The sequence below is a fragment of the Brevibacterium sp. AGC70 genome (genome assembly GCF_057334195.1).
This window is the reverse complement of sequence record NZ_JBHFIH010000005.1, coordinates 36,706-56,565: the sequence shown is the minus strand read 5'-3', so window position 1 is coordinate 56,565 and position 19,860 is coordinate 36,706. Positions and strand designations below refer to the sequence as shown.

Genomic DNA, 19,860 nt, shown 5'->3' with positions numbered 1-19,860 from the left:
CCCCCCCCCCGGCAGCTGGAGGAGATGACGGGAATCGAACACGCTTGAAGCCTCTTTTGGCACCATATCGTTCGCTGGATTCTAGAGGTTTAACGACGTTGAACGGTTTGGCGAAGCTTAGATCCTGACAGAGGCGTACAACGGGGGGTGAGCGCCTCCCTCCCGTCTGTGAAGTGCCAAGAAACCACACTTAGCCCCTATTGAAGAAGTCGCGCACGATCGCAGTGGCAGCGTTCATCTCGTATCTGCGATCGAGTTCGTCCAGGAAGTCTGTCTCCGACATCGAGGCGTGATTCCTGCCCGAGCGCTGGGCCCATGCCGTCACTGCGGCCGCCCCCAGGTCTGGCCTCATGCTGACGGTTTCGTGAGCGAAATCAACGGCACTAACAATTTGCAGCCCCTCGGGGATTGCATCTGGTGGAAAGTCCCTGAAATTCTCCGTCACGATACTGCCCGCACCACCCACGACAGCGGCTGCCAGAACATGTTCGTCATCCGGGTCGGGAAGACCATATGTTCCTTCCAGTCCCTCCCAGCCTTGGACGATTGAGTCTGCGAAGGATATGCGCATTTGGCGGCTCAGGTGAAGGGCGGCGGCGCGCGAATCATCAAGGCCTCGACCACGCTCAATGAGCTTGAGCTCCTCGTTGGTTTCAACCTCAGCCAGAATGGATTCACTGAAGACGAAACGAAACGCCTTTTCGGCGGCAAGAGAAAGCAAGAAGTCCCTCTGAAGGCTGGGCCAGAGCACGCAGCTGTCGAGGAGTGCGGTGTACATACCGCTATCGTGCCATCATCAGGCTGAACGTCGCCGATTTGCGACGATCTTTCGAGCTTTCTTCATCCGCGCCAGCGCCTGCTCCCGGCTTTCTTCATCGTCGGTGTAGTCACTCATTTCAGCGATTGCCTCGTGCTGTTCAGCCTTCCGCTGCTCTTTGTATTCGAGGACATCCGCTAAGCGAACGCGGCGGTGTGTATTGGGCTTCTCAAAGGGGATCCTGCCCTCGTCGAGTAGCTTCACGAGCGTTGGTCGCGTGACTCCGAGAATCTCGGCCGCCTGCTGGGTTGTCATCGTCAGAGAGTTGGGAGTGATGGTGACTGCCATGCCCGATCGCATTGCGTCCACTGCTTTGACCAGGATCTCGTAGATCTCATGCGGCAGCTCTACCTGATCTCTTGCGCCTGGTCCCGAGAGGTAGAAGCGAGGTTCAGGCTGAGAGCCAGTCTTCGCTGCGTGAGCTTCGATGAAGTCGTAGACCTCACCTGTCCCCTGGTCCCCTGGCACGTAGAAGGTGTCCTGCGCTGCTGCACTCGTGCTCATGATGTCTCGATTCTAGATTTTCGTTTCTTGCGTTTTAACCATCGTAGACCGTCGGCAACTCCCGCGTCTACTGAATCCATCCATCGCAAGTTATGCGATACGCCCGACACAATCAGAACCGAGATCTACGCATGCGACGTGGTGTTCAAGCGCCTGCTTACTGACGTTGATCCTCAGTATCACAACAATCTCATGTAGGAGGACCTCGACACTGCACCAAGGCGATCAGCTGCAGCTGTCGGGTACGCAAAACATTCCGCGTGTTCTGCCTACTGTCCCGATGACAACTCTCGGGCCCCGGTCATTCTGTCCTCAGTGTTCGGAAAGGCCTCGCGGTCCCTCGGGCCAATCCAATAGGCGGATGGTTCGTAAACTCAACGTCAATACGGTGAGATCGGCGGGATTGGAAATCGACCGATCTGTCAGGCTCTCGAATTTGCGCAGCCGATAGTTCACAGTATTGCGATGGCAATGGAGTACCTCGCTCGTGCTCGTAAGTGAGCCGCCACTTTCTACCCAGGCTTCGAATGTGTCGAGAAGTAGGTCACGATTTTCTTGCGGCAGAGCTCTCAGCTCGGCGAAGGTCCGTCTGACCTGTCGGCGGGCTTCTGTCGGCTGGGAGCATATAAGTGTATCCGTCGGGGAGTGACCGTAGTGATAGATACCCTCGGCCTGATCGCTCAGACACTTTAGGGCGATCCGTGCTTGTCGCTCGGCTTCGGCCGCATCGTCGAGGCAATGAAACTCCTCGCTGACTCCGGCTCTGGCACCAGCAGTGGTGGCGACGAATTCGGTTCGGTTGCTTAGCGCCAGCAGACAAACCCGTCCCCCGTTGACCTCAGCCCAAAACGTCCGCGCGCCAATGACTTCGATGCCAGCACAGTGCTCATCCACTACGATGACGAAGAGTCGCAGGTTCTCGCCCAGTTGTAATAGTCGTGCTGCGGCATCTCGCCGTTCTGGTGTAACAGTAGGCGAAAGCAGGTCGACGACGGCGGCAGTGCGAGAATGCTCGGCCCAGCGGTCGCGAGCACCGGTGACCTCACGGTGAGTTTCGGCTGCAGCTGTGGAGAGTTCGTCAAGTGCCGTCCATAGGTTGGCTCCCAGCAGGAAGAGCGTGTCCTGATCTGAGTGTTCGGCACCGGAGGCTGCAAGCTTTCCCCATAATTTGAGACCAGCCAAGCGGTAGGCATGGAGGACGCCGGAGAGTTCCACTCCGTGTTCAGCTTTTACTCGTCCGGCGTGATGAGCCGGATTTAGATCGAGGGCTCCACCGTCCAGCGAATTCAGAAGAGAATGGAGATTCTGTGCGATGATGTCGACCAAAATCTCGAGGGGTATGTGCTTTTCGGCATACGCGTGCTCGCCAGTGACGATGTCATCGGCAATCTCACCAGCGAGACGTCCGAGCTCCAGCTTGAAGGCCGGATCAGAGCCTACTGTTGCAAGTTTGATCCCCGTGTGCTCACCATCGATGCTCATATGGCGAGGTTAGATGCATATTGTGCACAAGCACAACTGTCTAGTTCAAGGTCTGGGTTGACGCCCATAGGGGAAATGGCAATATCGCGGATACGCTGGCTGCACTGAAAGAATCGAAGCGGTCACAACAGCTTGAGATCTGTGAATGACCCGGCTCAGCGAGGAGCACTCATCATGATCAATGGCGATACTGCGCAGTCACCCACACACCCCAGGTTGCCCGCATATCCGTTGGATACTGATCGACTGAATCATGCGATCTCCGCACTGGGGGCCGGAATCCATTCCTGGACTGGCATGTCATTGTCCCAACGTGCTCGTTTGCTCGAACTCACACAACAGTCGATTGCCTTCAATGTGAATCGTTGGACCCGTACTGCCTCGGATATCAAGGGGCTGAATTCGAATTCTCAACTTGTCGGCGAGGAATGGATGTCTGGCCCCTATGCCACGCTGTCGGGTTTCTCAACAGTCGCTAAGACTCTGAGACTTCTGGCAGAAGGCCGCTCCCCTGTCGACGAGCTGAAAACGGCGAAGACAATCGGGGGCCGTCTGACGTGGAAAGTGCTTCCAACCAGCCTATTAGAAACGGTCCTTTTCCACGGTTTTTCCGCACAGGTCTGGACACTTCCAGGAGTGCCCGCTGACAAGATCCGATCAGCGGCCGGGCTGGGGGCTAGACAGCGCGGGACTAGCGGCGGCATTAGCCTCGTCCTCGGTGCCGGAAACATCACATCGATCGGACCATTGGATGTACTCACTGAACTCGTCGCCCATAACCGTGCAAGCGTTCTCAAGATCAACCCATCCCTGGCTCCCCTCCTGTCGGTCTACCGTGAATCCCTGGCGCCCCTGATCGATGCCAATCTTCTACGCATCGTCCAGGGCGGAGCCGAGGTCGGAAAATACTTAAGCGACCATCCAGAGATCACCAACGTGCACATCACTGGCAGCATCACTACCCATGACCGAATTGTTTGGGGTGACGACAGCGAACGCACCGGGGCGCCTGCACTGGCTAAACCCATCACTAGTGAACTCGGAGGAGTCTCCCCTGTCATCGTGGTGCCCGGAAATTGGTCGGCCGCAGATTTGAAGTTTCAAGCAGAGAACGTCGCAACAATGCGGTTGCACAACGCCGGCCACAATTGCATCGCCGCTCAAACAGTCATCATCGACGCGGGTTGGAACCAACGCGAAGAATTTCTCCGAGAGCTCCGAACCGCTTTGGAACACATCGATCATCGACCGCCGTGGTACGCCGATAGTGACCACAAACTACGTCAGGCAGTTGCTGACCACGAGAACGTTGACACCTTCTCCCAAGGGCAACGAATCTTGGTGACCATTGACTCCCATGAGCATGCCGAGGTTGAAAGCACCGAGTATTTCGCGCCGGTGCTGGGCATCAAGACGATCTCGGTCGGCCCTCCCCCGGCAGAGAATGATGTCGTACATGATTCGAGCGAGCATCCTACAGATTTCCTCCGAAAGGCGGTTGACTATGCCAATGACCGACTGGCCGGCACATTAGGAGCAAATGTCATCATCGCCCCCAACACCCGCAAGACGATGGGATCACAATTCGACGCCGAGATCGAACGCTTACACTATGGATCGATTGGGATCAATGTGTGGACTGGTTTGGGGTTCCTTACCTCAACGGCCACGTGGGGTGCATTCCCCGGACACACTCTAGACAATGCGCAGTCCGGGATCGGCGTCGTCCACAACGGTTTCCTCATCCCCCACACCGAACGAACGGTGATCACGGGTCCGTTCCGACCCTTCCCCCGCTCAGTGCTCGGCGGGGAATTCTCACTGTTTCCCAAACCGCCCTGGTTCGTCACAGCACGCAGCGCGGCACGCACCGGGCGCGCGCTTACGGAATTTGCCTCCCGACCGAGCTGGTCCAAGCTACCAGGCATCTTCTTCCATGCTTTCCGAGCCTGATCTATTTTCTCTCACTTTCATGTTCACTAAGGAGGATCACCCATGAGTGATCAATTTGACTACATCATCGTCGGCGCCGGTTCAGCGGGAGCAGTCGTAGCCTCGCGCCTGTCCGAGGATCCCAACGTTTCCGTTCTTCTGCTCGAAGCCGGCCCCGAGGACGCAGATTCTAAAATCTCAATTCCGGCTGCGTTCTCCCAACTGTTCAAGTCTCCATACGATTGGAACTATGAGACGACTCCGCAGCCAGGCCTTGACGGCCGCACAGTGTACTGGCCGCGAGGGAAGGTCCTCGGCGGTTCTTCCTCGCTCAACGCCATGATGTGGGTGCCAGGGTACGCCGCCGACTACGACAATTGGGGCGACCTGGCCGGGCCTGAGTGGGGGTGGGAGGCATTGGCGCCGATCTTTGACGCTACGAACATCAGCGTTGAACACCAGCGCGCGCCCCGAGCGCTCACCCGTACCTTTCTCAAAGCCGCAACCGAGGCAGGACACCACGTTGAGAAGGCAAATACTGCCCAGCCCAAGGGTTTCACCCAAACTCAGGTCACTCAACTCCGTGGAGCGCGTCATAACACCTCACAGGCGTACTTGAAACCAGCCAAGTCACGAACAAACCTCGAAGTGCGCACCAAGGCATTGGTCGAGAAGGTCCTCTTCGACGGCAACACCGCGACAGGGGTGTCTTATCTCGTCGATGGTGTGCGCTTCGAAACTACAGCCAGACGCGAAATCGTGCTCAGCGCCGGTGCCGTCAATACTCCACAACTGCTCATGCTCTCCGGCATCGGTGAATCCGCGCAACTGAATTCGCATGCAATTCCGGTTCTCGTCGACTCTCCCGAAGTGGGGAAAAACATGCGCGATCACCTCGTGAGTCTCACATGTCTCGAGGTGCAGAGTGGCACGCTCAAGGATGCGACCAAGCTACGAAATGTCATCTTCTACCTCGCTCAACGCAAAGGGATGCTGACATCGAATGTGGCGGAAGCCTATGGATTCATCCGGTCGGACGAGTCGCTTGATCTACCTGATATCGAAGTGATTTTCGCACCCGTTGCCTACGTGCAAGAAGGACTCAACGGGATCCCTGGCCACGGAATATCTCTGGGACCGATCCTTCTACAGCCACAAAGCCGCGGCACGATCACTCTGGCTTCGGCCAACCCCGGAGACAAGGTAGTCATCGATGCGGGGTATCTCTCGGATCCAGAAGGAGCTGACCGGGCCACGATGATGCGAGCTCTGCGTATGGTCGACGACATCATTGCCACCCCATCGATCTCTGCTGTCACAAATGGACGCTATCTAGCTCCGTCTGGTGGTGAACGTCTACCGAGTGAGGAACGGCTCATTGCCACGCTCGAAGGCACTTCGCATACGCTTTACCATCCGACATCGACTGCCAGGATGGGCATCGACGAGTCCTCGGTCGTCGACCCGCAGTTGCGAGTTCGTGGGGTCAATGGGCTGCGAGTCGCTGACGCGTCGGTGATGCCGGAAATCATCCGCGGTCACACCCACGCACCTTCAGTAATCATCGGTGAAAAGGCAGTTGAATTTTTGCGCACAAGCCCGATGAATCGACGACAGTAGTCGAAGGATCAGCAGGATCACGTGGAAGAATCTGCGCCAAGTCCGTGGCTAAGGCGCTAAAACGCAGTGTTCAAAGCTGAACTGATCGACCGCAGGACCTGTTTAGGTGTGATTGCTAAGACGTCGAGAGGGATGTCCTGGTGCACCCTCCTACGGAACTCTTGCAGGCCACCACAGGCGGATCGAATCTACTGATCCCGACCACGTTGATGGGCTCGGCCCCTGCGGTGACGGTCACCCGCCCTCAGCGATTCGAACTTCCTTGACGTTTGGGAAAAGGAGGTTGTAGGTCAATCCGGCCACCGCGGCACCTGCGAGAGGAGCGAGAACGAATACCCATACCTGTCCGAGGGCATCGCCGCCCGCGAACACCGCAACACCCAGAGACCGCGCCGGGTTCACCGATGTGTTTGAAATCGGGATCGCGACGAGGTGGATGAGCGTGAGTGACAGACCGATCGCCAGTGGCGCCATCCCGGCGGGAGAGCGATCATCGGTGGCGCCGAGGATGACGTAGAGGAACACTGCGGTGAGGATGAACTCACTGGCCAGGACGCTGGCAAGCGAGAATCCGTTCGGTGACAGATTCCCATATCCGTTGGTCGCTAGACCGTTCTCGGCCAGAGAATAGTCCGGATTGCCCGAGGCCACGAGGAGAACTGCACCGCCCGCGACGATGCCCGACACGAGCTGCGTGACCCAATAAGGGACGGCGTCCTTGACTGGAGTGCGGCCGGCGAGGACACATCCGAGGGTGACAGCTGGGTTGAAATGGCCGCCGGAGACGTGTCCGACGGCGTAGGCCATCACGACTACGGTGAGGCCGAAGGCAAGAGCGACCCCGAGGAATCCGATGCCCATGTTGAATCCGCCGTCATCAATGACCTGGGCCGCAAACACCGCGGACCCGCAACCACCGAATACAAGGACGAATGTACCGAGGAACTCGGCGAACAATTTGGAGACAAGCGCTGACTCTTTCATGATGACCTTTCGGTAGGATCGGGCTGAAGTGCAAATTTATGAAATTTCCCACTTGTTCTGACTGGCTATACTCAGTCAGTTTCACGAAACTTGCCTAGGTTGTAGTTCCAGGATTTCCCCGATTTGCGAGCCAAACGCAGACGCTAGTGTTTCAGTTCGCCCGCCCGTGGAACTTAACTGGGCCGCAGATTTGCACGGAGACAGCAACTGTATCCAGGAGCAAGCTCTTTACCTCTCTCGGAAAGACAGTTACCCCATATTTATGTCAAAAATGCCTTGGCACTCCTCCTCAATCCATAATCTACTCTCTGATCACTTGCCGAGAGGTCTGTCGATTGAATCCATTGCCAAATAGTTCCGAGCTCATCGCCTGCATTTAACCGACGCAGCCGAATTCAGGGCTCGATCCACCTCAATCTACTAAAGGCTTCACGACGCCGTGAATTCATCGTAATCGCGGTGCAAATTTGTGATAAGTACTCTTATACTAGAAGAACCAACACTTCCTAGCGAGGAGAATCAATGTCGACTTCACCCGCACCGGAGACACCAGATCCAAAGGCAGACGTCGGAAGAGAGGGGGCCGATCATATTCCTCGAGCTCCTTCACACAGTCCGGTTGTCGGGTCACCCACAAGGAATTTCAGCAAAGGGACTTTCTGGGTACTCCTCTTCAGAGGAGTTGTTGCGGTCGCCATGGGCCTGACTCTGATCCTCGCTCCCACCGCGGTGGCCGTGATCCTCGGACTCTACGTCGGAGCGTGGCTGATCATCGACGGAATTTTGACGATCATCAACTCCAACACCTCACGCAAGCACGGAAACAGCTGGGCCTGGGAGCTAGCCTCGGGTATCGCGTTCACAATTATTGGCATCGTCATTATGCTGATACCGAGTGTTTTCGCAGTCATCACCGGTGGGTTCATCCTGTGGATGGTGGCGTTTGGGGTGCTCGCTCGAGGTATTCTCAGCTTGTCTTCCCGGTCTTTCAGAAGGTGGTCGAAAGTCCTGGCGGTCCTGGACATCGTTTTCGCTCTTGCTCTTATGTTCGCGCTTCTGTTCAATCCGACAGCGACAGTAGCTGCACTTCTCTGGATCGTCGCAGTTTACGTTATTGTGCTCGGCGTGTTCCTCATCATCACCGCGTTTACAGTTCGCTCTCAAACAATACGGGCCGCTGCGCAATGAAGCACCTGAAGAGTGATTCCAGACCCATGTTCGGTGCTTTCAGGAGGAACTGGAGATGATTCGATTTCTCCTTCATACCGCGATCTCTTTCGTGCTTTCAGGTGTGGCCTTGCTTCTGGCAGCATTTCTGGTGGACGGTGTCAGCTTGGAATTCAGCGGATTCATTATCGCGGTCGTCGTCTTCACTGTGGTTCAGGCGATCATGGGTCCGTTCGTGTTTAATCTAGCTCGTCAGTACGCCTCCGCAGTTTTGGGCGGCATCGGATTGGTCTCGACATTGATCGCCTTGGCAGCTGCCATGCTGTTTCCTGGAGGTTTGCGAATAGCCGGCATTTCAGATTGGATCTCGACGACGGTGCTCGTCTGGGTGATCACAGCACTGGGAACATGGATCCTCGGCTTCTTTATCATCGAACGGTGGTGGGACCACCGCGAGGTAGCCCCTCCAAAGAACTAACGCACCGCCCTATTCTGAGCGCAATACGATAAGCTACCAGTAACTTAGAGCCTCGTGTGGAGAGCGAGCTATATACGATAGCTTCAAGTGGCCCAGCGTCCGCCGGGGTTGAAAGACTCGTTGGCCGAAAAGACAGTGAAGATGTTTGTCCCAGTCCCCGAAACCCGGGGATGGTCTTGTCACCAGCGCTCGGCGTCACCAGGGAAGTCCCCCATATGGGCAAGGACCGCCGGCAACCACAGGCCCTTAGCGTCGAACCGCATTGGCAGGCGTCTGGCGGCACCGAGCAGTTTGAGCCAACAACCGCAAAGTTGGTCAGAGATTTGCACACATCCTTGTGATTGGTCTTAGGCCACGTCTCGCCAAAGCAACGCAAGCCGTGGTGGCTCAGTGCGACGAACATTCTCTAACCCATCGAGCGTACGTTGGGGCTTTCAGCGATGTCTGGAATGCTCATTACCAATCGTTGCTTCGCAACATGGGCTGCGTCCTCGACAAAATAAAGGTAGACACACTCAAAGTGCATTTGAGCTGCACCGATTGCGCAAGCTCAAATGCACTTTCCTCGAGTAGTGGTCAGTGTCATTGGTCGACGAGGCCGGACTTGGAGATCGCCCACATTGCGAAAACATCGATGGCGATAATAAGTACCGACCACAGGGGGTAAAGGGGCAGGAAGAAGAAGTTTGCGCCTGCGCTCAGGCACAAGAAGACGAGTGATGCGACGGCGGCGACGCGGCTACCAGCTGCCAGAGCAATGCCGGTCACGATCAGAAGAACCGCCAGAATGAGATGGATCCATCCCCACATAGTGAAATCGAAGGCGAAGACATAGTTTGGCAAATTGAGAAACAACTCATCATTGATAAGGGCTGTGATCCCTTGGATGCCCTGCATGGTCCCAACCAAGATTTGTATGACGACTGCAAGCGCTACTCCGCCCTGCGACCATCCGGTTATTGCCCCTTGGTGGGAATTCCTACGAGTTGGCACTTCCTTGTTCTCAGACATAGATCTCTGCCTTACTACTAGCGGCTACTTTTGCCTTGGGCCGAATTTTGATTTCACACCAAAGCGACCTTTCAGTCGGATCGTGTGTGTTCTCGCGAATCTACTATCGTGCATCGGCTTCAGCTCTGTGGCTCACCTCTAACAGGTGATTTCGCGAGTAACCAGGAGTCAGAAGGCCCGAAGAAGCTTATGCTGAAGTTGTGGGCACCCCTAGTGAAGAAGGAAATGCGCGTCGGCCCCTACCGCGAGAAACTTTAATCATCCTCACGGTAGCGGCGGCTATCGTGTCTGCATTGGGTTTGCGCGTCTTCGCTGACATCCTTGCGCCCGCTCTATTGGCCCTTATATTAGTGATCTCAGTGCAACCAGTGAGAGCCAAAGCACTTTCACTGAAACTTCCTTTGTGGGCCGCCACAACGATCACGTTGATCACCCTGTATTCTATAGTTGCCGGGTTCACTCTAATGATTGTGCTCGCGGGTGGACATTTTGTCACGGTATTGAGTGAGTACAAGCCATATTTTCAAGACCTGGTCGCGGACGCAGGCCAAGCTCTAGCTCAGACCGGAGTCGGTTCGACACCGATCGAATCGACGTTGAGCTCAATCGACGTCGGCAAAGTAGTCGGCTTCGCCACAAGCCTTATCGGCGGAGTTGCAGGACTCTTGTCAAGTGCCACCTTCATTGTGATTCTGCTGTTCTTCGTCGCCCTCGATGCAGGCTCGTTCGTGGAAAAGCTGCGGTGGGTTCCGGCTAGCGGGTCACGCATGGCGAAGTCGTTTGTCATTTTCGCCAAAGGAACCCGTGACTACTCTCAAATGTCCACGCTGTTCGGTTTGATCATCGCCCTCATCGATGTTGCAGCGTTGTACGTTCTCGACATCCCAGATCCGTGGCTATGGGGAATGCTTGCCTTCCTAACCAACTACATTCCGAACATCGGGTTCATCATCGGTGTAATACCCCCTGCCCTTATTGCTCTCATGGAGCACGATCCAGGAACGGCGCTGGCAGTGGTAGTTGTCTATTCTGTGGTGAACTTCGTGATCCAAACGCTCATTCAACCACGAGTTGTAGGGAGCCAGGTCGGCCTTTCGGGTACTGTCGCTTTTCTTTCGCTTGTCTTCTGGGCAATGATCTTCGGCGGTATCGGCGCAGTGTTGGCAGTTCCGTTGACCCTCCTGATCCGTGCTGTCTTCATTGACGTTGTACCGGAGCGGGCTTGGCTCTCACACCTCATCTCTAGCGACAAGCAGGATGGGAATAACGATGGTCGATGACGACGAACTAGCGAGGCTACGCGCCCAAGTGGCCGCACTGCGAACCGAACTCGACCAACGGGATTCCTCGCCTGCACAATTGCCGCGATGGACCGGGTCCGGATCGAAGCGGTGGCGTCTGACGTTCGCGGGGCTTTTCATCGCCTTAGGGGCAATACTGGCACCAACCTCCGTTGTTGCCACGTGGGCACACGACGTCATTGGTGACACCGAACGTTACATGGAGACCGTTGCACCGCTGGCCTCTGACCCCGCTGTTAAGCGAGCAGTCACCGATCGTGTCACTGAGGTGATCGTGGAGTCTTTGTCTGTAGACGACCTCACCGCCAACACACTCGACGCATTAGCACGACAAGATTTCGTGCCGCCTAAAGCAGCACCTCTGTTAACCGGATTGCAGTCACCCATCAACAACGCGTTTCACAGTTTTGTCCACGGTACTGTACAAAATGTCGTGGACTCCGAAAATTTTGAACGGGTTTGGTTGGCAGCGAATCGAGAAGCCCACGAACAAGCGGTGGCCATCCTTACAAATCAGAAGGGTGAACACGTTGACGTCACCGATGGAGAGGTGAGTATCAATATCGCAGGGTTCGTTGAAGCAGCGAAGAGCCGGCTCATCGATCGTGGATTCGAGCTGGCCGAACGGATTCCAGCAGTCAATGCCAGTTTTGTGATGTTTCACTCGACTTCATTGGAGAAGGCGCAGACCGCGTTTAGTTTGCTCGATACTGGTGCCCGAATCCTGCCCTTGCTGGCCCTGCTCGCCCTCGTTGGGGGGATCCTACTCGCGCCGGGTCGCCGAGCAGCACTCCTCGGAGCAGGAATCGCAGTCGGAACGTCGATGCTAGCTCTAAGTCTCGTGCTCAATGTTACTCGCCCGTTCTATCTTGAGGCCGTCCCTGATGAAGTACTCCCTAACGATGCTGCGGCCGCGATCTACGACCAATTCACGCAGTTCCTCACGACTTCACTTCGCGCAATTGTGATCCTCGCCCTCGTCATTACGATCACAGCGTATCTCCTCGCCGACCACGGTACGGGAAAGACGATCAGAAGCGGACTCGTTCGTGCAGTCAGACGCGTACACGATCGGTTCAGCATCTTTCGGGGGCCTATATCTGCGTTCGTCACCCGGAACCGCACATTCGTGCGCACGGCCGTAATCGCCGTCGGCGTGCACATCTACATTCTCCTTCCATACCCCTCCGGAGCCAGCGCCTTGGTGATCGTGATTGTCGTTGTCATCGGAGTGGCGATCGCCGAACTGTTCGTCAACAGACGGAACACACCTCCTCACGCAAATACTTAGACCGGACCAACAGCAGCTCAACATCACTAGGAGTAGCAAGATGAACTCATTGGCTACGGCTCTCGGAGACGTGCTTCCCACAGCACTCGGAGTAGCCATCAGTCCGTTACCAATCGTCGCTACTATCCTCATACTGATGTCGGCTGAGGCAAAGCGGAACGGACCTGCTTTTGCAATCGGTTGGGTCCTGGGTCTCGCCCTCGTTTCAGTCATCGTGCTCCTTGTAGCGGGCTCCGGAGGGCTCGGCGCCGGCGACTCCTCTTCTATGCTCACTTCGGTGATCAAACTTGCACTGGCCGTCGTCTTCGGCGCTCTAGCAGCAAACGTGTGGAGCAAGCGCCCTCGGGACGGTGCCGCTCCAGAACCACCAGGATGGATGGCCAAACTCGACAATGCGAAGCCGTTATTGGCGATGTCTTTAGGGGCTCTACTCTCCGGAGTCAATCCGAAGAACCTTGCCTTGACGGCTTCTGCTGCGGTCGCGATCGCGACCGCTGGGTTGCACCCAACGCAGGAGGTAGTGAGCATGATCGTTTTCGTAGTCATCGCAAGCACTTCTATCGTCGGCCCTGTGCTCGCATATCTGTTGTTGGGAGAGCGCATGACTCCTGTACTTCAAAAGCTGAAAGGCTTCATGGAACAACACAACAGTGCAATCATGCTCGTAGTTCTCTCACTACTGGCGCTGTCCAATCTTGGCAAGGGTATCGGTGGTCTCATCGGTTGACTTCCGAAATCCACTCGAGGAGTCCCAAGTCGGCGGAAGTCTCAGACGCCCAAAGGTGCCTATCCGGCCCACCCCTTCTGGGTGACTTGTTCTCATTGACCGACAATTCGGGCGCAAAGTTGAGGTCATAGACATGGTTCAACTGTCAGTACAGGAGACCTCAGCTGTGCAACTACCACTCGTCGGAGTCACCAAGAAAAACATCGTTCGCGAAATTTCAGCTGGCATCACACTGATCGCAATTGCTATCCCTCTGAATATCGGATATTCGCAGATTGCAGGCCTGCCGGCAACTGCAGGGTTGTACGCGCTAGTCGTACCCACCATCGTCTATGCCCTGATCGTGTCCAGTCGTCAGCTCGTGGCATCCCCCGATGCCGCTGCTGCTGCTCTCGTTGCTTCCAGCATAGGTGGACTGGCTGCTGCGGGATCGGAGAACTACGCCGCGATGGCCTTAGCCCAAGCAATCATCTGTGGTGTTCTGCTTACAGCCATGGCAATTTTGAAACTAGGATTTCTGGCAAACTTCCTGTCGAAACCGATCCTTGTGGGGTTCGTAGGCGGTCTCGCTTTGGACATCCTCGTGTCTCAGTGCGCCAAGATGCTAGGGATCAAAATTGATTCCGGAGGCGAATTCGTAGAAAAGCTGTCCGGATTGATCACAGGATTGCCTGATACGAACCTCATCTCCTTAATGATCTCGGCAGGAGTAGTCCTTGTGCTGATCGGAGGCCGCAAATTGGTTCCTCAGGTGCCCTGGGCTCTAATCGCGATGATCATTACGACCGTGATCGTCGCGCTCACGCACGCCGACCGAGCAGGTGTCTCGATTCTTGGTCCGGTACCCGCCGGCCCACCACCTCTGACGTGGCCCGCCCTCGGCTGGCTCGACTGGCTAGCACTCGTCCCCTCTGCAATAGCACTGACCATGGTCACAGCTGCCGAAGGATTGCTGGTCTCGAGATCTTATGGTGAACGTCGAGGATATTCCACAAAGCCCAACCGGGATCTCCTGGCATTCGGGCTCGGGAACTGCGCAGCAGGATTCAGCGGGTCGTTTGTCATGGGGTCTTCGACGAGCCGCACTGCGGCCATGGACCAGGTCGGTTCTCGAACCCAGCTGCCTTCGATAGTCCTTGCAGTCGGAACCCTTCTTCTCCTCCTCTTTGGTACATCGCTGCTCGCAGAAATCCCCTCACCGACAATCGGCGCGATCGTCGGGGTCGCGGTCATTCCGCTCCTCGGCATCCGAAACTTCGTCTCAATTGCCAAGCAAGATCGCTTCGAGTTCATTATCGGCGCAGTCTGCTTCCTCGTGACCCTGCTCATCGGCTCGATACCTGGAATTCTCGTTGCATTCGTCCTTGCCCTCATCAATCTCGCCAAACGAAGCGCCTCACCGGCAATCGACGTGCTCGCCGCCAATGGCAACCCAAGCGAGTCACTCTTGGAATCTGCTCCTCGCGGAGAAATCACTGCGCCCGGAATCATCGTGATTCGCATGGCAGCACCCATCTTCTTCGCCAACAGTAACGAGTTTTCTCAAGCAGTGATGAGCGCAGTAACAGCGGCGAAAACCAATGGAGATCAAGTACATACAGTCGTCATCGACATGGAAGCAGTCACCGACGTGGACGTCACCGCTGCGGAGTCAGTCGAAACGCTACGAACATGGTTAGACCGTCGCGACCTCTGTCTGGCCTTCAGCCGAGTTCGTGACGCTGCCCAACCGCGTCTTAATCGATTGGGAATTCTGCGCAAGGACGATGCCGTCTATGAAACCAATCGGGCCGCCGTGTCAGCTGCCTCTCGTTTAGACACAGAGTGAAAACCGATAATGTTTCCCCTGGTCGGCTCACTACTTCCGATGGTCTTCGGCATTGTCATCAGTCCGATTCCTATCATGGCCGTCGCAATCATTCTCTTGTCACCACGGGCGAAGAGCGCCGGAGTCAGTTTCGCGGCTGGATGGATGATTGGGGTTGCAGGAGTCGTGGCAGTGTTCTGTGCTCTATCAGCGCTGGTTCCAGAGCACTCCGAGAACTCCGGCATCATTCGAAGCTGCATTGATATCGCCTTGGGCGCGGCACTGATCGGCGTTGCGCTCCGGCAATGGGGTCGTCGTCCCCGACCAGGTGAAGAGAGAGCTCTGCCTGGATGGTTAACAACAGTCACAAGCATGCATTGGCGCGGAACATTGTTGCTAGGTGTGGTGCTTTCATCTTTGAATCCCGAAAACCTCCTCATGGAAGCCAGCGCAGGGGTTACGATCGGCGCAGAAGACTTAAATCTAAAGTCTCTGGCCGTGATTATCTCAATTTTCACCCTTCTTTCCGCGTCTTCAGTGCTTGTACCTGTCATCGCATACTTCACAGCATTGGATTTTCTGAAGCCGCGACTTGAAACCATGCGTGACTGGCTAGCTCATGAGAACACAGTGATTATGGCGGTTCTGTTGGCAACTATCGGCTTGGTCGTTCTAGGCAGAGGATTTGAGTATTTTTAGCATTGAGGTGAACATGCGCATCCGCCTTGTGCCACTGATTCTGGTAGCAACAGGGTTCATCTCGCCTGCCAGTGCACTTTCACGACGCGATGGAGCAAGCTCATGAATTTGGCTTCACTCCTCCCGGACTCCATCACGTGGGTGCGGATAGGACTGACGATCGCCGTCCTCGTCGTCGGTTGGATCATCTCCCGCTTAGCTCGACGTGCTGTAGCAGGCGTGCTCAAACGCATGCGTGGCATCACACCAACCATGGTGACAATAATCGCGCGCCTGACTGGCTACACAATCATTCTTGTGGCCGCGGGAATCGCCCTGGCACTTCTCGGGGCAGACATCCAACCATTGCTCGCCGTGGTCATCGTCATAGGAGTAGTTCTCGTACTTGTCCTTCGCGGTGCGTCTGAGAACTTTGCGGCCGGCGTCCTCATCCAATCACGTCGGACTCTCGACGTCGGCGACGAAGTACAGATAGACAGTCCCTCCGGGCCGGTAATTGGTCGAGTGCTCGAGCTTAACGCGCGCGCAGTTGTCGTCCTCAGCCGCGATGGTCGCACCTTGCACGTACCCAATGCGAAAATTCTTTCGGATTCAATCGTCAATCATTCCCGACATGGTGCACGGCGCAGCGGCATTCAGATTCGCATACAGTTGTCTCACGAATTCCTAGAAGCCATGGTTCGGTCAATTGAAGAGACCATCGACGAGGCTCCCGGCGTTGTACCGACAACTCCAACCCGAGTCCTCGTCGTAGCAATGTCTCCTAACAAAGTAACACTTGAAGCACAGTTTTGGCACCGACCCGAAGAAGACGTCCCTGTATCGTCGGCAGTCGTGAAAACTGTGTCCTCTGCCCTCAAATCACAAGGTTACATGGCAGTAGTGACAAGCGATCCAGGTGAGCCGCCCCTAGTCCCTCCCGAACCAATCTGACTACCAATCAAGCGAACAACAGACTTTACGCAAGCTATTCACAACTTTCACAATTACAGCTATGGTGACATTATGGCTTCTCCAGACGTCAAAGCATCACAGCGGGATCGGGAGAGTTTCACTTCTCCCGACAGGCTTTGTGGAGTATTGAACCGAGAAAGAGTAGTCAACGCCATCGACGAATGCGTCCATACGAATCGCTTAACCGTAATTTCTGCCCCAAGTGGATATGGAAAGACTACTGAAGCTGCTCAGTGGGCGTCGACATACGACAATAGCGTCGTTTGGTACTCCCTCGGCCGGTTCGACAACGACGTACGCACAGTCGACCGCCACATACTACGTACGCTACAGTCCCAATTATCGCTTGCATCATTCGTGAAAGAGTCTGAGGACATTGATTCTGCTGTTGCCTACCGGGCTATTTGCAGGTCCTTCGAAACGGTCAATCGGCCGCTATATTTGGTCATTGATAATGCTCATCGTGCACTCGAGGCGATCAACGAGGGCATTATCGGTGCGCTCGTCGAAGATGGGCCCGAAATGCTGCGCATCGTGGTCGTCGGCACAACATATCTGGATCTAACATTCTCGCGGTTCCTGCTGTACAACCCCAGAGCCAAACTCGACACCAATCTATTGAGGTTCACTGAATCAGAAGTCAGAGATCTTGGCTCGCTGCTCGGCTCACCATTGCAGTGTTCGAAAGTGATCGAGTATACGCAGGGTTGGCCGATCGCTGTTCGTCTAATGATTCTTGCAGGATCTCCGCCCAGCACCGGCGCTTCTGACGAAGGAGTAATGCTCAACGAGCGACTTGGCGACTATGTTGATCGTCATGTGTTGGCGACGTTGCCGACCGAAACTTCGGCCCTCCTTCTCGAGATGGCAGTGTGTGATGAGATGACCGCTCAGACAGCCGTGGACATCACCGGAAACCCTGAAGCGGGCAGGGTGCTTGCTGAGTGTGCCTCAAGAGGGCTCTTCCTCGTTCAACGGCTCCAAGGACAAACACTTCACTATCATTGGAACACCGTGTTCGCGCAACAATGCCGGTCGCTCCTCCAGAGAAGAGATCCGTCTAGACTGGCAAGTCTTCACCTCCAAGCAGCCACTGCCCTCGAAGTCGATAAACCTTTATACGCCGTGGAACATGCCCTCAGTGCTGGCTCAATATCAAGAGCTATGGAAATACTCTTACGGCGCTGGTTAAGTCTCGTCATTGGCACAGATGCTGCAGCTGTCGAACGAATCTGCTCGACATTCCCCGACCCTCATTCCGATGACCCCCGAATACTATTAATCCGCGCGTGCGCACAAGACGTACTCGGCGAACATGTGATGTCTCGGAGCTTGTATACACGCGCGACAAATCTCATGCAATACTCTCCCAACATTGACGGGGGGAAAGAGACTCTCCTTCTCGCGCGACTCTTCTTGCTCGACGACCGAGAATCAAGTGCGAAATCCAGCGCCGACATCCGGGAGCTGTTCGAAACCTCGGCCACTCTCACCACCGTCGACCGCGCATCCATCCTCTATGTCATGGGATGGACTGAACTTCGCCATCACTCAAATCCAGTTCTGATCGAGGAATATCTGGCAATGGCAGCGCGTGAGGCTCAAGCTTGTCACGACGAAACTCTTCGCCATAAAGCCCTAGGACAGCTCGTGCTGGCTCACGCATGGGCCGGGCACCATACTCAGGCGAGCCGGGTACTGGATACATTGGGGCACGAAGATGCAGAAGCACCGACACCCTGGGAGTCCTATGACGGCGGAGGCCAATCGATCGGCCGCGGATGGATTCAGTACTGGAAAGCCGACGCCGAATCCGCTTATGAGAGTTTCCTCAGCGTCATTGGGGCCAATGAGTCCAGAACAACGTTCGACGGTGCCGCCCGAATGATGCTATCCGCTGCCGCAGCAATGTCTCGCAATCCGCGCTACTGCCGCCGTGCCGCTTCCGAAATCCAATCAATGGAAACGAGGGAGGCTCAAGGCGTGAGGTGGAAGGCTTTTAAAGACGCCGCCGTGGCAATGCTTGAGGAAGCAGCAGGACACAAGAAACGTGCGATGTCCATCGCTAGGGCACATGTGGGAACTCCTGAACTTCCGTTCGTCGCAATCTTTCTGGCTGCAATCCTGCGTCGCGGAGGTGACCTGCCAGGTGCAATTCGTCTGCTACGGAGCCAACCCGACTACGAAGAATCATCGTATCTTGCAGTCTCGTCGCGAGTCTCCATCGCTCTCTTTCAAGCAGGGAACGGTAAACGGGAAATGGCTCACGAATGGTGTGAGGCCGCCCTCCAACTAGCCGTTCCTGAGCAGATCCAATTACCGTTTTGCGACGGAGATCTTTCCGTCCGCCAGCTCCTTGCGGCGCATGTACTTCGCTATCCGGCACACGAAACTTTCATTGCGGACTGCCTCGCCTTCAACCGCGACGAACACTCAGTCCACGGCTTGTCCCAACGAGAACATGATGTTTTCGCTCTCATGCAGACTGCGATGACATTGAGCGAGATCGCTCAGGACCTCCAGCTGTCCATCAACACGGTTAAAAGCCATCAACGCTCGATCTATCAGAAGCTCAACGTTAATTCCAGGAGAGAAGTTCGACAGGTGCAATTGTGACTCAGAGGTTCACAATTGATTGTTGAGATCTAGAACGGCGTTCAACACGGTTGCAGGTATAGGCTCGATCACAGAGACGACACCGCCAGTCTCAAAATTGTCTTGTGAAAGCTTCGTCAGCCAAGGTTGTTCGTACAATGCAATGATCAGACTGGTGCTATCAGTGGTTCGCGCGGCTAGATGCTTGACGTCGTCGATACCTATCAAGCCAGGGACCAGTGGGCTCAACCCCGCGAGCCTGACCGCAGCGGAGGTGGCTTCCTGGCACCACAGTTCACCGTTAGGCAAGACGTTCACGAAGACGAGGTCAAGTAGACGCACGTGGCCCTCCTCGATCGGAGATCCGAGAGCCTCCAGGACACCCCCCTTCGCGCCGCTCGAGGTCACGCTCGCCATCACCATCACGGCCGGTCCCAGACGAAGTGGGCCCATTGCTGTCATCTTCTCCACGCCCTAGACATGTTCACGAG

Annotated in this window: 17 protein-coding genes; 11 read left to right on the top strand and 6 right to left on the bottom strand. The window is 55.6% G+C overall.

Features of this window, described 5'->3' with window-relative positions:
- Positions 1-190: 190 nt before the first annotated feature.
- The 3 genes from ACE03M_RS03905 to ACE03M_RS03895 form a co-directional block, all read right to left on the bottom strand.
- Entirely contained in the window at positions 191-778 is a 588-nt protein-coding gene (locus ACE03M_RS03905; RefSeq protein ID WP_485932820.1) for a PIN domain-containing protein, read from the bottom strand.
- An 18-nt stretch (positions 779-796) separates the two neighbouring features.
- Entirely contained in the window at positions 797-1,321 is a 525-nt protein-coding gene (locus ACE03M_RS03900; RefSeq protein WP_485932819.1) for a helix-turn-helix domain-containing protein, read from the bottom strand.
- Between the two features lie 312 nt (positions 1,322-1,633).
- Positions 1,634-2,803: a PucR family transcriptional regulator gene (locus ACE03M_RS03895; RefSeq protein WP_485932818.1), complete on the bottom strand. Its 1,170-nt coding sequence runs from the start codon at positions 2,801-2,803 to the stop codon at positions 1,634-1,636.
- Between the two features lie 321 nt (positions 2,804-3,124).
- On the opposite strand from ACE03M_RS03895, the gene ACE03M_RS03890 reads away from it, so the two are divergent.
- Positions 3,125-4,756 carry an aldehyde dehydrogenase family protein gene (locus ACE03M_RS03890; RefSeq protein ID WP_485932817.1) on the top strand — a complete coding sequence of 544 codons (1,632 nt, stop codon included), beginning with the start codon at positions 3,125-3,127 and terminating at the stop codon, positions 4,754-4,756.
- Between the two features lie 42 nt (positions 4,757-4,798).
- A complete protein-coding gene (locus ACE03M_RS03885; protein WP_485932816.1) occupies positions 4,799-6,355 on the top strand; it encodes a GMC family oxidoreductase in 1,557 nt (518 codons plus the stop codon).
- A 234-nt stretch (positions 6,356-6,589) separates the two neighbouring features.
- Here the strand turns inward: ACE03M_RS03885 and aqpZ are convergent, their stop codons facing one another.
- Positions 6,590-7,339 (bottom strand): aquaporin Z, encoded by a 750-nt coding sequence (aqpZ, locus tag ACE03M_RS03880; protein ID WP_485932815.1) that lies wholly within the window; start codon positions 7,337-7,339, stop codon positions 6,590-6,592.
- Positions 7,340-7,861: 522 nt separating this feature from the next.
- On the opposite strand from aqpZ, the gene ACE03M_RS03875 reads away from it, so the two are divergent.
- Together ACE03M_RS03875 and ACE03M_RS03870 are read left to right on the top strand one after the other, a co-directional pair.
- On the top strand, positions 7,862-8,527 hold the full coding sequence (locus ACE03M_RS03875; RefSeq protein WP_485932814.1) for an HdeD family acid-resistance protein: 666 nt from the start codon (positions 7,862-7,864) through the stop codon (positions 8,525-8,527).
- Positions 8,528-8,582: 55 nt separating this feature from the next.
- On the top strand, positions 8,583-8,984 hold the full coding sequence (locus ACE03M_RS03870; RefSeq protein ID WP_485932813.1) for a phage holin family protein: 402 nt from the start codon (positions 8,583-8,585) through the stop codon (positions 8,982-8,984).
- Between the two features lie 582 nt (positions 8,985-9,566).
- Here ACE03M_RS03870 and ACE03M_RS03865 read toward each other — a convergent pair.
- Entirely contained in the window at positions 9,567-9,995 is a 429-nt protein-coding gene (locus ACE03M_RS03865) for a DUF7144 family membrane protein (protein WP_485932812.1), read from the bottom strand.
- A gap of 200 nt (positions 9,996-10,195) precedes the next feature.
- Here ACE03M_RS03865 and ACE03M_RS03860 point away from each other — a divergent pair, with 200 nt between their 5' ends.
- The 7 genes from ACE03M_RS03860 to ACE03M_RS03830 all read left to right on the top strand — a co-directional run bounded on the left by ACE03M_RS03860 (position 10,196) and on the right by ACE03M_RS03830 (position 19,390).
- The gene (locus tag ACE03M_RS03860; protein WP_485932811.1) at positions 10,196-11,275 is read left to right on the top strand and encodes an AI-2E family transporter; all 1,080 of its coding nucleotides are present in this window, start codon (positions 10,196-10,198) and stop codon (positions 11,273-11,275) included.
- Complete coding sequence (locus ACE03M_RS03855; RefSeq protein ID WP_485932810.1) at positions 11,265-12,587, top strand: hypothetical protein; 1,323 nt, start codon at positions 11,265-11,267, stop codon at positions 12,585-12,587. Before ACE03M_RS03860 ends, ACE03M_RS03855 begins: the two co-directional genes overlap by 11 nt.
- Positions 12,588-12,627: 40 nt before the next feature.
- The gene (locus tag ACE03M_RS03850) at positions 12,628-13,314 is read left to right on the top strand and encodes a GAP family protein (protein WP_485932809.1); all 687 of its coding nucleotides are present in this window, start codon (positions 12,628-12,630) and stop codon (positions 13,312-13,314) included.
- Between the two features lie 133 nt (positions 13,315-13,447).
- A complete protein-coding gene (locus tag ACE03M_RS03845) occupies positions 13,448-15,142 on the top strand; it encodes a SulP family inorganic anion transporter (RefSeq protein ID WP_485932808.1) in 1,695 nt (564 codons plus the stop codon).
- A 39-nt stretch (positions 15,143-15,181) separates the two neighbouring features.
- On the top strand, positions 15,182-15,820 hold the full coding sequence (locus tag ACE03M_RS03840; RefSeq protein WP_485932807.1) for a GAP family protein: 639 nt from the start codon (positions 15,182-15,184) through the stop codon (positions 15,818-15,820).
- A gap of 102 nt (positions 15,821-15,922) precedes the next feature.
- Entirely contained in the window at positions 15,923-16,753 is an 831-nt protein-coding gene (locus tag ACE03M_RS03835) for a mechanosensitive ion channel family protein (RefSeq protein WP_485932806.1), read from the top strand.
- Positions 16,754-16,825: 72 nt separating this feature from the next.
- Positions 16,826-19,390, top strand: coding sequence for a winged helix-turn-helix domain-containing protein (locus tag ACE03M_RS03830; RefSeq protein WP_485932805.1), 2,565 nt, complete (start codon positions 16,826-16,828; stop codon positions 19,388-19,390).
- A gap of 9 nt (positions 19,391-19,399) precedes the next feature.
- Here ACE03M_RS03830 and ACE03M_RS03825 read toward each other — a convergent pair whose 3' ends face one another.
- Positions 19,400-19,831 carry a DUF6325 family protein gene (locus tag ACE03M_RS03825; protein WP_485932835.1) on the bottom strand — a complete coding sequence of 144 codons (432 nt, stop codon included), beginning with the start codon at positions 19,829-19,831 and terminating at the stop codon, positions 19,400-19,402.
- Positions 19,832-19,860 lie beyond the last annotated feature (29 nt).